A 13,356-nucleotide genomic window follows, 5' to 3' on the forward strand; every position below is an offset into this window, starting at 1 on the left:
CTTTCCGCTAAGCTCTCGGTTTCATCAGGAAACGCAATCGTAAAAGTGGAGAAATTTTATTGGTTTTCTTCCTCTAGTCTTATTGAAAAGTATCCCGATAGAAAAATTAAAATTGGAATGAATAGATGAACGAATTGGAAGAAACTCGAGTCCGTCATAAAAACATCGCCGTCTTTGGAGGCGGGCCGATGGGAGTTCATCTTTCTGTATCCCTAGCCGAAAGAGCTGATAGACTTTTTCTTTGGTACTTTGATAAGAAGAAGGCGGATCGACTTCAAAAAGATAGGTCCGCAGAATTATTGGAAGAATTTGTTCCTCTTGCTGATAATATAATTGTTACAAACGATTTCGATTTTTTATCACAAGGTTCTTGGGTCATTGTTATCGCAGTTCCTTCCAGACAAAAAGAAAATGTGATCGATAAGATCTCTTCTTATCTTTCAGAACAAGAAGAACATACGATCATTTCTTTTACTAAAGGTCTGGTTTCCACTTCTACTCGTAAAAAAACAAATGCTATTACTTTCTCGGACTATGTGATCAAGGTCAGAGAGATGAAAGAAAGTCTGAACATGGAATATGTTGCCGTGGCTGGACCTAATCTTCTTTCAGAGATGGCAAAAGGAAAACATAGTTTTTTCTCGATCGCATCTACTGGTGAAAAAGCTTCCGAAGTCATGGAAGATCTTTTTTCAGGACCTAGAAATCATATTAAAACTTTTGAGGATATCAGGACCTTAGAATTATTCGGAGTGATGAAAAATCCGATCGCGATTGCCTGTGGTCTTGTGAATGGAATCCCTGAATGTGGATCCAATTTTGAAGGTGAATTGATCAGTTTAGGTTTTTCGGAAATATTAACTTTATTAAATGCATTAGAACTTCCGATAAAACCTGCGATGGAATTCGGGTTGGCAGATCTGATTACCACTGCAACTTCTCGATCCAGTCGGAACAGAGCTTATGGACAAAGATTTATCCGTAAACTAATCTCCGGAGAAGACTCTCCCAATTTACTCGAAAGAATTGAACTATTCTTAAATCCAAAAGAATTCATCCAAAAGGAAATGAGCCAGAGTGAAACACATGTAGAAGGAGCATATGCACTTTCTACCATTCTGGATCTGGCTGAAGAGAAAAAAGTGGAACTCCCACTTTTTACTACTCTTTTCGAAGTTCTTACGAGAAAAGTTTCTCCTACGGAAATGATCCGATTCGTTTCCAAATCTACTAGCGACGATATCAGAAATATTTCGAGAACAGCTCGCAAAAGATTCGGTCTGTCTTTAGCATCCGGGAAGGAATTCCAACAGGCTTTAAGAAGAAGGGTGCTTCGACATGTTCATTCTCAACCTGGATTGTCAGATCGGATCTTAAAACAATCCGGATTACAGATCAAATCTTTGGAAAAAAGATATTCCGAAGCAGTGGAGACTGAAGCTGGAACTGATCTAATGCTTCTTCCTCGAGAAATTGCGTTATGGCAAGAAACGGAAGCCGCCTACGAAAACGGAAAGAGTAGAAACTTGGAACGTTTAGTAGAATTTTATGTTTCTGAAATTGCGGACGAATACAGTCCTCTTTTTAGAGAATCTCTTATTCATTTAGTAGCTCCTGCACGTTTTGCAATAGGTGGTTTTAAACCTGGAGGAGGACTTCCTAAGATCGGAGGTAATATAAAAGAGATCAAAGCTTTAGCTTCCAGATACGATATCTTATATACTCCGACTCATAGATCTCATTTGGATTCTATCGAAGTAGCTTTCGGTTTAAGATGGCTTGGACTTCCTGTTCCAAGATATGCAGCTGATAAAAAAGTAATGGGAACACCGGGACTTGCCAGGGTTTTAAAATCCTTGGGTGCTTACATGGTGGATCGAAAAAGAAATCGAAATCTTCTCTATTTGGAATGTTTGACCCAATATTCTACAATGATGTTAGAAGCTGGAATTCCAACATTGGTATATCCTGAGGGAACCAGATCTAGAACCGGCGGGATCATTCCGATCAAAACCGGAATTCTTTCCACATCCGTAGATGCATTTAAACATACTGGAAGTGAAGTGATCGTAGTTCCTATCGTTCTTTCCTATGAGAATGTTCCGGAAGATGTGGAGTTTGCAGGAAAGGACACCCATCTTTCTTTTAGGGATTTTTTATTCAAAAGAACAGAAGTGTATATGGATCTTTGCGAACCGATCCCTGTTTCCAGATATATCCAAGAAGATGATCCTACTCTTTCCATTTCTATGGAGATTTCCAGATCTTGGCAGGCCCATCATAAAATTCTTCCGAATCATATAGTAGCAAAACTTTTGATGGAAGCGGATGGAGAAATCAGTTCTTCCGATCTAAATAAAATGATAGAAGAAATGATCCTGACTAGAAAAGGAAATTATCTGACCAAGGATGTTTCTGAAATTTTAGATCGGGGACTCAAGGTTTTAAATTCCAGAAAGTTTATCAAAAAAGAAAACGGCCAGATCAAGGCATTAGAGCCTGAACTTCTGCAGTATTACGGAAATATGGTACCGGACCCGACCTAGTCGGGTCGGTTTCGTTAATCCACTTTGATCTTAGATGCGATCAATACCGCTCTTTTGCGAAGCATAGAAATGGATTCATCCTTATCTGAATAAGTAAGCGCCACTCCCATCCTTCTGTATTTTTTAGTGACCGGTTTTCCAAAAATCCTAAGATCCGATTCAGGCATCTCGCAAGCCTTGTCTAATCCTTGGATATTAGGGATCTGACCTTCTGTTTGAGCAAGAATTACAGCGCTTGCTCCTTTTCTCACTAAAAGAATTTCAGGAATTGGAAGACCTAAAACTGTTCTAACATGTAACTCGAATTCGTTAAAACTTTGAGTTCCAGCTAAGGTAACCATTCCAGTATCATGAGGTCTTGGAGAAAGTTCCGAAAAATAAACATCATCCTTCGTTAAGAAAAATTCTACTCCCCAGATACCTGCGCCGCCTAACTCTTTAGTGACCTTCTCCGCCATTTCCTGAGCAGACTTAAGTTGAGAATCACTGATCTCCGCAGGTTGCCAACTTTCTTGGTAATCTCCTCTTTCCTGTCTATGACCGATCGGAGGACAAAACAAAGTTCTTCCGGATTTTTGAGTTACGGTTAACAAAGTGATCTCGGATTCGAAAGAGATAAATTCTTCGACTATGATCTCGGAAGCACCGGTTCTTCCTTTAGTTTGAGAAGCGATCCATGCCGGTTCAATATCTGATTCGGTTTTAATTACGGATTGCCCTTTGCCGGAAGAAGACATCAAAGGTTTTACAACACAAGGAATTCCTATGGTTGAAATTGCCTCTTTCAAACCTTCTAAGGTAGAAGCATATTTATACTTTGCTGTTTTTAGAGCCAAGGTTTGAGAAGCAAGGTCTCTGATCGCTTTACGGTTCATCGTAAAGTTTGCAGCCTTAGCGCTTGGAACTACTTGGTAGCCTTGTTTTTCGTATTCGTAAAATCTTTCGGTTCGAATTGCTTCAATTTCTGGAACGATCAGATCGGGTTTATGTTTGGCAACGACTCTATCTAATGCGTCCCCATCCAACATATCGATGACTTCTTTTTCATGAGCTACCTGCATTGCGGGTGCGCCGTCATAACTATCAACCGTAATTACATATTGGCCTAATCTTTGGGCTGCGATTACGAATTCTTTTCCAAGCTCACCTGAGCCGAGTAGAAGTATTTTCTTTCTCATAGGTTCTTGGAAGAATTTCCGAAGAGGAAGGAGAATGGAAAGGAAAAAATGAGGACTTGGCCGATTTGCATTGAATACAAACCGGCCTTAAGGAGTTTACTTTTTCTTTTTAGTGATCACGTCAAAGTTTTTGTATTTGATGTATTCCACTTCGGAGACATCCAAACGAAAGGTCCCTTTGGTGGAATGGACCAACATCGTATTTCCTACTTGAGTTACTACAGCTCCGTGTAAAACCGTTTTGTCCAGTTTATGAATGGATTCTAAGACGCTGTAATATTTTTTGATCTCTTCTTCCGAGTCCAGTTTTTGGGAACCTGCTATCGACTCTACTTTGTCCAAGGCGATATTCAGTTTTTCGCTTTGGTCTTTCTCTATTTCTTTTGTTAAGGACTTGTTGTTTAAGCTACCCGAGATCAGATCCTCGTCTATTTTTACTAAGGTTTCCAGATCAGCACTTTCTCTAGGATCTCTTTCGAATTTTCCTCTTTGGACAGTGCGAACTAAATCGTCTCTAAAACTTTCAATACTTTGCGCGATCGCAGCGTCATCCAATTGATTCAAAATTGTTTGAGCAAGTTGGTCGAATTCAGGTTTAACTTCCGCCTCTTCTTCCTCGGAGATCACGATCTCGTTTTCTTCCAATAATTTCTGGAGTTTTTGGTAGTTTGGATTTTCTGAAATTTTATCCGCAGAGATTACCTGACTGACCGGAGCCTTTAAGGTCATGGCAACCATTCCCTCATAAACTTTGATCTTAGGAAGTGTACCTTGAACTACTTCGAAGGAGAAAGCAGTTCCTCGAACTCCGGCGATAGCAGTAGGAGTCGAAATTTTGAACTGCTCTTTCTGGCTTAATTTATTGGTTTTTACAAGTAGAAGTCCCGTTCTAACGGCGAGGGAAGTTTCTTCCGAGAGATCTCCGTGAAGAGACTCAATGCTTAGATTTGTATAAGGTTTTAAACGGATTACATGGCCAAGGCTTGTTTGAAGATCCAAGGTCCCGCTATTCGTTTTGATGGTATCGTTCTTTTGAAGGACACTTCCTAAAGAAAGAGAGACGAGTTTTCCATTTCTTTCTACTTCAACTTTTCCGGTTAAGAATATGACTACTAAACCTGGTTTGGATTTAGTGTTTAGAATTTTAGAGCAGAAGTTTGAAGATCCGATGAATGTTACAATTAGGAACAGAAGAAAGAGTTTTCGATTCATTTGTTTATTCCGCCTGGAAATAGAATTGTTCTGATCTATTTGGAACGAACAAAATATATTTCCAATTATAAGTAACAAACTGAGACTTACGTTTTTGCAAAAATTTTGAAAATTCGTTTTTATAGAATAGTTTTCTCCGGTAAATAGGTTTTACCCATATGTATAACTCGATTTTCCTCCTTATCTTTCTGTTTTTAGTATTTCCTCTCGGCTCTAATGATCTGGGAAAAATTAGATTTAACGGAACTGCAACCGATTTGGAAACCGGCAATTTGCTGTATAAGGATTTTCATGAGGAAACTTGGGAAAATGGAAAACACGTTAGTTCTATTATCCTATATAAGGATCCGGAAGGAAAAATTTTCGCAAAGAAAAAGATCAATTTTCTAAAGAATAGAACTCTTCCGGAATTTCAATTGGAGGATTATAGAGACGGATATCTGGAAGGAGGCGTGTTACAGAACGGGAATTCGGTTAAATTATTCGTCCGCAGAAAACTTGAAGATATAATCCAAGAGAAGGTTATAGAGGCTGGGAACTTATCCGCCTTAGATGGAGGTTTTGATTATTTCGTGATCGATCATTGGGAAGAACTCAAGTCCGGCAAAAAAATAAATTTTCATTTTTTAGTTCCGTCAGAAAGAGATAAGTTCCTCTTCTCGGTAGAAAAAACAAAAGAAGGGGAATATAAAGGTAAACCCGCTATGTTTCTAAGACTGAAAATAGCGAGCACTATTCTTTCCATGTTCGTGAAACCGATTGATTTAGTATATGATATAGAATCCAAAAGAATTATGGAGTACAAAGGTACCAGTAATATTAACGATGAAAACGGGAAGAGTTATAAAGTAAAAATCGTTTACGGGTTTAGATAAAATTCTAAAACCCAAGTCTCCAAAATGCCAGTCCTTTTAATTTTATGTTTTTTGCATATTCTTCCCAGAGTTTAAGATCCAAAATTAGGCTGCCTTCTCCTTTGTCCGTATGGATCAGATAGATCCCGTCCTTTTCTTTTCCGTTTTGGATTACGAAGTTTTCGTCAGAGGATTGGGTTAGAAGTTTAGGGCGTTTTGCATCCTTCTTCCAATAATAGCCATAAAGAGGAATTCCAAACCAAATCTGCTCCGGCTTGTAAGTTTTAAGAAGATATTCAATATTTCGTTTTGCCCAACTGATTTCGGTCACAGGTCCCGGAGCAGTTTTAGTAGAATGTAGATCGTAAGCCATGAGCACGATCTCATCTGCGAGATTCTTTTTGTAAATTGCGGAGTGAAAGCCGGAAAGTTTAGGATCGAATCCTTCTGCCGGAAATACAGCCAATGTAAGAAGTTTACTTTTTTTCCTTAAAGCCGGTTGGAGTTCCAACAAGAGCTCTTTATAATCAGAAGAGTATTCCGGTCCTAAACCTTCAAAATCCAAATGAATGCCTGAATAGAAAGAATGATTCTCCAAATAGAATTCTAGATTTCGAACGAGGGCCTTTCTGAGTTGAGGAGAAGATAGGACCTTCTTCCCAACAGATTCTGATCTAAAAGTAATGAGAGGAAACCACCGGATCTCATTCTTATTTCCAATTGTTTGAAGAGCAGAAGGTACCGAAACCCCGGTAACTTCTCCATTAGCTCCGATATAATTCCCTGTAAAACAAATGCTGGTTCCGGGTTTGAATACCTTCTCCCAATAAGTTGACGGCTTGGAGCTTAGATCCTGACTTATAGTATACTTCCAGGTATTCTCCTGAGCCGATAAGGGACATAGGGAAAAACAAATGATGTAGGTAAAAATGGATCTGGGTCTTGAAAAGATCTTCATTTATCCGTCCTGTAATATTAAGGAAACCGATCCTTGATTTTTCTTCAATCCTGAAGGTTTGTTCTCCGATTTTAAATACATAGCCAGGGTCGAAAAATTAGGTAGGATGCGAATGATGGCAATCACGAATACAGGAATGGGCGAATTGATCCGAGACGGATTAGATCGTCTTGGTATTTTATCCTCCTCCAAAAGGGCGGAGATTACCCATCATTCTACCAGCTTATTCGAGCTCTATAAGGCAAGATTGCCTGACGGTTCTCAACTTGCCATTAAGATCATTCCTAAAAAAGAAATGGCCGAGACTGAGGCAGAAGGTTTGGAGCAACTTTGCAGACTTGGTGTGAGGGTGCCTGAATATCTAGGAACTGTTCACCTAGGAAAAGTTTCACTTCTTGCAATGGAATTTGTACAAACAGGTTCTTCTGCCGGGTTTAGAGAAGATCTAATTGCCAGTTTAAAAAATTTATATAAAAACGAATTCGGTTCCTGGGGTTGGAAGAAGGATAACTTTATCGGAACACTCAACCAAGCTAACGGATGGTTTTCCACCTTCCGTGAATTTTATTGGGAAAGAAGATTAAAACCTCAGATTGAACTTGCACAAGCTCGAAAACTTCTGACAGACAAAGACTTATCGGCAATCCGTGGGATCTTTGATAAGTTTTCGGAAGATTGGGGATTGAATCATGTAAAACCTAGAATGGTCCATGGAGATCTTTGGTCCGGGAATGTTTTGCAAGGTAAGAACGGTTTCGCTTATTTGATAGATCCGTCTGTGGCTTATTCTCATCCGGAGCAAGACCTTGCAATGTTGCAATTATTCGGAAGTCCTTTAAATTTGGAAGAGATGCAAGATATTCTGGCCACTGCAGGCTTAGATGATCCCGGCAATTTGAAGGATAGGATCCAGTTCTGGCAATTATATCCGGTGCTTGTTCATATCAATTTATTCGGAGCCTCTTACCTGACTAGTCTCCGGCATATTCTTCGCTATTATGGCGTGAAATAGTTTTCTTGATAGAATCCAAGTTTTCTGTTCTTTAGTAAGAAACCGACTTAGAACCGGGGAATAACTCTTTGCCCAAAATCGCAAAAAAGAAAACGCAAACTTCCTCTAAACCAAAAGAGAAAAACTCTAAGTTAAATCTGAGAAAATCACCTTCTCAAAAAAGAGCTATAGAGAGGGTCCAGTATATCCTGGATATAGTCGCAGATCTTTTGGATGAAGTCGGAACAGATGGTCTGACTACAAACCTGATCGCTCAAAGAGCTGGGATACCTATCGGTTCCTTATACCAATATTTTCCGAATAAACATGCCATCCTAAAAGCTGTTGGACAAAGGCATTTGGAAAGAGTGAACTCAATGATCCTGAACTTTCTGGATACTCCTCCGAACAAAGCGGAATGGGAAAATATAGTAGATAAACTCATAGATGCGTTCGCTCAACTTTATAAATCCGAACCTGGGTTTATACCAATGTGGTCGAATAAAAACTTAGATCCGGAACTTGTAGCTATAGATAGAGAGAATAACAGAGCAATCGCCAATTTTATCGCGGAGCTATTTTTCGGGGTCATTCCTTGGATGAAGAAAAAAGAGGAAATGATGGTCATGTCCAGGATCATGGTAGAAGTATCTGATTCCGTTCTAAGTCGCTGGCTACGAGAAAGGCAAGATAGTGCGCTCGCAGATGGGATCTTACAAGAATTGAAAACGATGCTTAAGGCTTATATGAATTATTATATCCAGAGAGGATCTAAATGAAGGCCTTTCTATTCGAATTTCCTTTAACCGCTTTTATCGTAGCTCTGATCACTATTTCTCAAATATTTCTTACTATATTCGTTCCGGAAGAAATTATAAACGCGTTTTTCATTAGTCGTCCCGGAGAATTCTATCCTTGGAAATGGATCGGAATGGTCTTCTTACATGCAGACTTCACTCATTTGTTTTGGAATATGATCTTTCTATTTTTTTTAGGAAGGATCGTGGAATACAAAGTAGGCCAAGTAAAATGGCTTCTGTTCTTTTTTATGGGCGCTCTTGTTTCCGGGGGTTTGGATTCTTTTGTAAGAGGAATGATTTTAGGAGAAAATCAACCTGCTATCGGAGCGTCAGGCGCTGTGTCCGGACTCGCTGCAGTAGCCGCTTTACTTTCTCCTTTTTCTATTCGAGTCAGAAAGAGAAGTTATCCTTTTCCTGTTTTCGCAGTAGCTTGGCTTATGGTATACTCTGATATCACCAATTTATTTTCTAGGGACCAGGTTGCACATTGGGCTCATTTAGGCGGATTTATCTCAGTAGTATTCACTGCATATTTTTTGAATAATAAGATCAAACGAGAACTACATACAGGATTTGCATTAAACTTAGTATTTGTTGTTTTACTCTTAATCTTGGGATTTTTTGTCGGGGCGAGATAATTGATAGAAGTTCGATTTACTGCTTACGAATATAATTCTAACGATTCTTTCTCTAATTCAGTTTATGAAATGAAAGGTTCGGAAGAATCCGGATGGCAGATTTTGCGAAATTCCTCTCCTTATTTAGAACTCGGAAAAGGTTATAGACTTCTCAAAACAGAACTTTGTGGGATCTGCTCCACTGATTTGGATCGCAGATTTTTGCCATTTCCACTGCCTCAGATCATCGGTCACGAAGTAGTCGCATCCGATTATCTTACCGGAAAAAAATACGTATTAGAAATTAATGATACAGTAGTTTCCAGAGGAGAAGAAGCGGATCCTTTTTGCCGAGTTGGAATTCCAACACATAGTCCAACCAGAATGGTTTTGGGAATAGATCGTTTGCCTGGGGGATTCGGGCCTTATATACTCGCACCTAAAGGGAACTTGGTAGAAACAAAACAATTAGAAGATATGGAAGCAGTTCTATTAGAACCGTTCGCTGCTTCTTTGCATGGTGTAGAAGTTTCTATTGATCGGGCCGGATCAGATTTCAAAAAGATCGCAGTTTTAGGCCCAAGGCGTTTAGGCTCTTTAGTGATAGCTGCTTTAGATCTATATCGAAAAAGAAATAATCTAAACTACGAAATCGTTTCTTTCATTCGGCACCAAAACTTAGCGGATCTATCTTTGAGAATGGGTGCAGATCAGGTTTTATACTTTTCCAATTTGGGAGAAACTGATATTAAAGAAGGTCTTTTATTCGAGAAGAATGTAATAGCTCCTACAACTGCGTCTTGGTCCGATTACAAACATTCTTTTGATCTAGTATTCGATACCACCGGTTCTATTTCCGGATTGGAAACTAGTATTCATCTTACCCAAAAAGAAATTCATAGAAAGACTACGAATGGTCAGGCATCTCTCGGAATTACACATCTGACTGAGCTAGTAGTGGATGAGATTTCTATTACAAATCTAAGATCCGATTTTTCAGAATTGGTCTGGGGAATTGAAACGATCTCGCCGGCATGGGTTTTTGTTTCTTCTTCTCTTTCCTTAAACAAAGAAGAAAAGGAACTATTAGCTAATCTGGAAAAGAAGGATAAAATTAAGATCTTTATAGGTTCAATCGAAGAAGGAACCAAGTTTTTAGGATCTAAAGAATTCGCAGGTGCTTTGCCACGATTCGATTTTGCAATCGTAGATTCTTCTTCGGAACTGGACTTAGTGATCCGCCCTGATGCAAAGGAAGAAAAATCCTTGGTTCGACCAAGAGGTTTTATTCTCGTTTCGAAATCTGCAGAGCGGGAATCCAATTTGTTTTTAGATTGGATTACAAGAGGCGGAATTTTGAGCACAAGTAGATGTGGGGACTTTGTTCGGACCAGAGAGCTTCTTGCATCCGAGCCTGGATTTATAAAATCCGTTTCTGAAAATTTGATTAGCAAAGAATTCGATTCCGGATCAATCCCGGAAGCGTATACAGACGCAAGAAAACCGGAGAATATAAAAGTGGTTGTCAGGCATAAAGCTTCCTGAGCGAGTATTTAGTGACTTGCGAGGACGGCTTTGAGCAAACACGGTTTTTTTCAAATCACACAAAAGGTTTTTTTGCGAAAAGGAAAAGAACTTCTCATTCTTAGAGACCGCAAATCCGGATTCGGGGATCTTCCCGGCGGAAGGATGAACGAGGACGAATTTTACGGAGATTGGTTGGAAAGTTTGTCCAGAGAATTAAAAGAAGAAATGGGAGAAGCTTGTGAGATCAAGATCCACCCACGGCCCATCCTAATCCATAAACATAGGGTCAGCGATGGAAATCATCCATGTGTGATTGTAGCTTATCATGGAGAATTTGTATCAGGAGAGATTACTCTTTCAGATGAGCATGATTATATTTCTTGGGTGGATGCTGCGACTTACGATCCTAAACCTTTATTTTTCGAATACATGTTGGATGCTCTGCAATTGTACCAAAAAGAATATGTTCCCCAGATACCTGATGGTAAATTAAATCCTAAAGGTTGGTTGGTATGAGCCCGTTCGTCAGGAATGCACTTGCGTCTTTAGTTTTAGTTCCGATCTTCGCATTTATCGGATGGCTTCTCTCCGGAGTTTCTTTAAGTGAAGAAGATTTCCAAAAAAGGATCTCTAAAAAAGAAACCAAATCCGTTTCCTTAGGTTGGGATAGAAGGTCCGGAAATTTACTTATCGTTCAGTTGGAATTCAAACCAGAATATTTTACTAGAGAAGATAGATTCAGAGCTTGGTTAGAAGAACCTCTCGCTCTTGCAAAAGAAAAAGGTTGGTTACAAAATTCCACGATCGTTGCATTTCCTCCCGAGATCGGAAATTACTTTTTCCTAATGGATTCCAGAAAGGAACTTTTGGATTCGGAGAATATCGACTCTGCTTGGAACTGGGCATTATTCTTCCAAAGGATTTCTATTAAAAACTTCTCCCACATATTGGATGGAGAAGCAGTATCTTTTACGATTGCTCAAGATTCTAAGGAAAGATACGAAAGGATTTTTGGAGACCTGGCAAAGATGTATGGGGTTTCCATTTTAGCAGGATCGATTTGTTTACCTTCTCCTGAAGTGAAGGAAGGAAAACTTTCTATCAAACCAGGTGAATGGCAAGAAAGAGCATATATATTCGATTCTTCCGGAAAGTTTGTAGAAGGTTCTTTACTTAGAACTTCCAATCAAAAATCAGAAGCCGCACAAATTGCAGGTTCCGAAAAAGAAATTCTTCCCGAAGTCTGGGTAGCAAATCTGTCTTCAGGTAGATTGGGGATCTTATTCACGGAAGATCTAAAATCTCCTCAAATGGAAGAGATTGTTAAAAAAACTTATGTAAGCAAATTGATCGGACTTGGTTCTCAAGAAGACGAAGGCAAGTTTAGAGAATGGATTAAAAATTCTTCCTTTGAATCCAGCGGACAAGTTCAGTTTTCCGGAAAAGTTTGGAACCAAGAATTTCCAGCAAAAAGTTTTGCAAAGACACGTTATGGATCCCCGGAGCCGATAGAAGGCCAAAAGGGAAATCTGATCATCAATATCTTTTTCTAAAAAATTATTTGTCTCTTGCTTCTTCGTACAATTTGAGGATTTTCCAGTCTTCTTCCGGAAAATCCAAATTGGTTAGATACAATCCACCTTTTTCATTTTCGCAAAGAACTTTGTTTTGATCCACAAGCCAGATCCTTTCGCAAAGTATAGGCAAAACTTGGCTTTTGCGAGAAGGTCCCCAAAGATGTACTTTGCCTGAATAGTTGGAAACAAATTCGTTTTTACCCGGAAGTTTCCAAGGATTGATCTCTTTTCTGCTGATCGTAAATAATTTACTACTAGAAGGTTTACCTTTTCCGAGTTGTAATCTTCTTAAATGAAGTCTACCGATGGAGCCGCCCAGATAGTACGCAGAGTCTCCGGTGCCGTAATAGATCAATGGGCTGATGACTTCTTGGTCTATCTTTTCCACTGATTTTTTTTCAGGTTGGAAATAATATAAATAGTAAGAGCCTGCATTTCCGGAGAAGAGTAAAAAATCTTTTCCAATCGGATATAAATAGAATCTAGCCTTGAGTCCTGCAAAAGGTGGAACGATCTTTTCTTTAGAGACAATCAGTTTAGGAGTTCTAGGTTCTATGGTTTTTTCTTCATAGAGTTGGTTATCTACAAAGTAGTAAATTTTGGAACCGTCGTCTGAGATCCCACCTCTATTCCTACAAGAGATCTGCGCGCCTGATTCGTACAAAAGATCATTATTTTTTAATGATATAGCAAATAAACGACAACCGTTTGTCATCGGATATTCCGCTAACGCAAAGTTTGCGTTTAAGGAAACTGCAAGAGAAGCTGGAACTTCGTCCAAACTTTTGGAACCGTTGGATCCATCGCTTGCATCTCTCCAATTTAGTTTACTATCTTCTAAATAGATTAATCTTTTTCTGTCATACGAGAGTTCGACTATTCTGGGAGTTTCCGGTTTTTCGGAAGAAAGGACTTCGTCATCGGATTTAGGTTTTACCAGATAATCCTTTAACATACCGGAAGCTTTTTCATAACTTTGCTCTTCCAGCAACTCTTGGATCTCTTCTATTAAACTTTCCTGTTTACTTTTGCAATTCCAGGAAAGGAAAACTAATAATAAGAAAGATAAGACTCTGATCATTTGATAGAACTTAGA

At 39.1% G+C, this 13,356-nt stretch carries 12 protein-coding genes; 8 read left to right on the forward strand and 4 right to left on the reverse strand.

Annotated elements, in window-relative coordinates:
• The first annotated feature begins 125 nt into the window (after positions 1–125).
• Positions 126–2,546 carry a 1-acyl-sn-glycerol-3-phosphate acyltransferase gene (locus EHO58_RS02905; protein ID WP_135678504.1) on the forward strand — a complete coding sequence of 807 codons (2,421 nt, stop codon included), beginning with the start codon at positions 126–128 and terminating at the stop codon, positions 2,544–2,546.
• Between the two features lie 14 nt (positions 2,547–2,560).
• Here the strand turns inward: EHO58_RS02905 and purT are convergent, their stop codons facing one another.
• A complete protein-coding gene (purT, locus tag EHO58_RS02910; RefSeq protein WP_135678506.1) occupies positions 2,561–3,724 on the reverse strand; it encodes a formate-dependent phosphoribosylglycinamide formyltransferase in 1,164 nt (387 codons plus the stop codon).
• A 96-nt stretch (positions 3,725–3,820) separates the two neighbouring features.
• On the reverse strand, positions 3,821–4,936 hold the full coding sequence (locus EHO58_RS02915) for a FecR family protein (protein WP_135678508.1): 1,116 nt from the start codon (positions 4,934–4,936) through the stop codon (positions 3,821–3,823).
• Between the two features lie 158 nt (positions 4,937–5,094).
• Here EHO58_RS02915 and EHO58_RS02920 point away from each other — a divergent pair, with 158 nt between their 5' ends.
• The gene (locus EHO58_RS02920; protein WP_135678510.1) at positions 5,095–5,811 is read left to right on the forward strand and encodes a hypothetical protein; all 717 of its coding nucleotides are present in this window, start codon (positions 5,095–5,097) and stop codon (positions 5,809–5,811) included.
• Positions 5,812–5,815: 4 nt separating this feature from the next.
• On the opposite strand, the gene EHO58_RS02925 is transcribed toward EHO58_RS02920, so the two are convergent.
• On the reverse strand, positions 5,816–6,748 hold the full coding sequence (locus tag EHO58_RS02925; protein ID WP_135678512.1) for a glycosyl hydrolase family 18 protein: 933 nt from the start codon (positions 6,746–6,748) through the stop codon (positions 5,816–5,818).
• Between the two features lie 115 nt (positions 6,749–6,863).
• On the opposite strand from EHO58_RS02925, the gene EHO58_RS02930 reads away from it, so the two are divergent.
• The 6 genes from EHO58_RS02930 to EHO58_RS02955 all read left to right on the forward strand — a co-directional run bounded on the left by EHO58_RS02930 (position 6,864) and on the right by EHO58_RS02955 (position 12,236).
• Positions 6,864–7,760 (forward strand): fructosamine kinase family protein, encoded by an 897-nt coding sequence (locus EHO58_RS02930; RefSeq protein ID WP_135679096.1) that lies wholly within the window; start codon positions 6,864–6,866, stop codon positions 7,758–7,760.
• A 68-nt stretch (positions 7,761–7,828) separates the two neighbouring features.
• Positions 7,829–8,518 carry a TetR/AcrR family transcriptional regulator gene (locus tag EHO58_RS02935; RefSeq protein WP_135678514.1) on the forward strand — a complete coding sequence of 230 codons (690 nt, stop codon included), beginning with the start codon at positions 7,829–7,831 and terminating at the stop codon, positions 8,516–8,518.
• Positions 8,515–9,177: a rhomboid family intramembrane serine protease gene (locus EHO58_RS02940; RefSeq protein WP_135678516.1), complete on the forward strand. Its 663-nt coding sequence runs from the start codon at positions 8,515–8,517 to the stop codon at positions 9,175–9,177. Before EHO58_RS02935 ends, EHO58_RS02940 begins: the two co-directional genes overlap by 4 nt.
• Entirely contained in the window at positions 9,178–10,701 is a 1,524-nt protein-coding gene (locus tag EHO58_RS02945; RefSeq protein WP_135678518.1) for an alcohol dehydrogenase catalytic domain-containing protein, read from the forward strand.
• A 30-nt stretch (positions 10,702–10,731) separates the two neighbouring features.
• Complete coding sequence (locus EHO58_RS02950; protein ID WP_135678520.1) at positions 10,732–11,199, forward strand: NUDIX hydrolase; 468 nt, start codon at positions 10,732–10,734, stop codon at positions 11,197–11,199.
• Positions 11,196–12,236, forward strand: a complete 1,041-nt coding sequence (locus tag EHO58_RS02955) for a carbon-nitrogen hydrolase family protein (protein ID WP_135678522.1) — start codon at positions 11,196–11,198, stop codon at positions 12,234–12,236. The genes EHO58_RS02950 and EHO58_RS02955 overlap by 4 nt, the downstream gene beginning before the upstream one ends.
• 4 nt (positions 12,237–12,240) lie before the next feature.
• On the opposite strand, the gene EHO58_RS02960 is transcribed toward EHO58_RS02955, so the two are convergent.
• Entirely contained in the window at positions 12,241–13,341 is a 1,101-nt protein-coding gene (locus EHO58_RS02960) for a hypothetical protein (protein ID WP_135678524.1), read from the reverse strand.
• Positions 13,342–13,356 lie beyond the last annotated feature (15 nt).

The organism is Leptospira selangorensis (assembly GCF_004769405.1).
In the GTDB taxonomy this organism is placed as follows: Bacteria; Spirochaetota; Leptospiria; order Leptospirales; family Leptospiraceae; genus Leptospira_B; species Leptospira_B selangorensis.

Bases quoted from the DNA above. Each gene is read 5' to 3' on its own strand.
- EHO58_RS02905 (WP_135678504.1), top strand. From the start codon at position 126: ATGAACGAATTGGAAGAAACTCGAGTCCGTCATAAAAACATCGCCGTC.
- purT (WP_135678506.1), bottom strand. From the start codon at position 3,724: ATGAGAAAGAAAATACTTCTACTCGGCTCAGGTGAGCTTGGAAAAGAA.
- EHO58_RS02915 (WP_135678508.1), bottom strand. From the start codon at position 4,936: ATGAATCGAAAACTCTTTCTTCTGTTCCTAATTGTAACATTCATCGGA.
- EHO58_RS02920 (WP_135678510.1), top strand. From the start codon at position 5,095: ATGTATAACTCGATTTTCCTCCTTATCTTTCTGTTTTTAGTATTTCCT.
- EHO58_RS02925 (WP_135678512.1), bottom strand. From the start codon at position 6,748: ATGAAGATCTTTTCAAGACCCAGATCCATTTTTACCTACATCATTTGT.
- EHO58_RS02930 (WP_135679096.1), top strand. From the start codon at position 6,864: ATGGCAATCACGAATACAGGAATGGGCGAATTGATCCGAGACGGATTA.
- EHO58_RS02940 (WP_135678516.1), top strand. From the start codon at position 8,515: ATGAAGGCCTTTCTATTCGAATTTCCTTTAACCGCTTTTATCGTAGCT.
- EHO58_RS02955 (WP_135678522.1), top strand. From the start codon at position 11,196: ATGAGCCCGTTCGTCAGGAATGCACTTGCGTCTTTAGTTTTAGTTCCG.
- EHO58_RS02960 (WP_135678524.1), bottom strand. From the start codon at position 13,341: ATGATCAGAGTCTTATCTTTCTTATTATTAGTTTTCCTTTCCTGGAAT.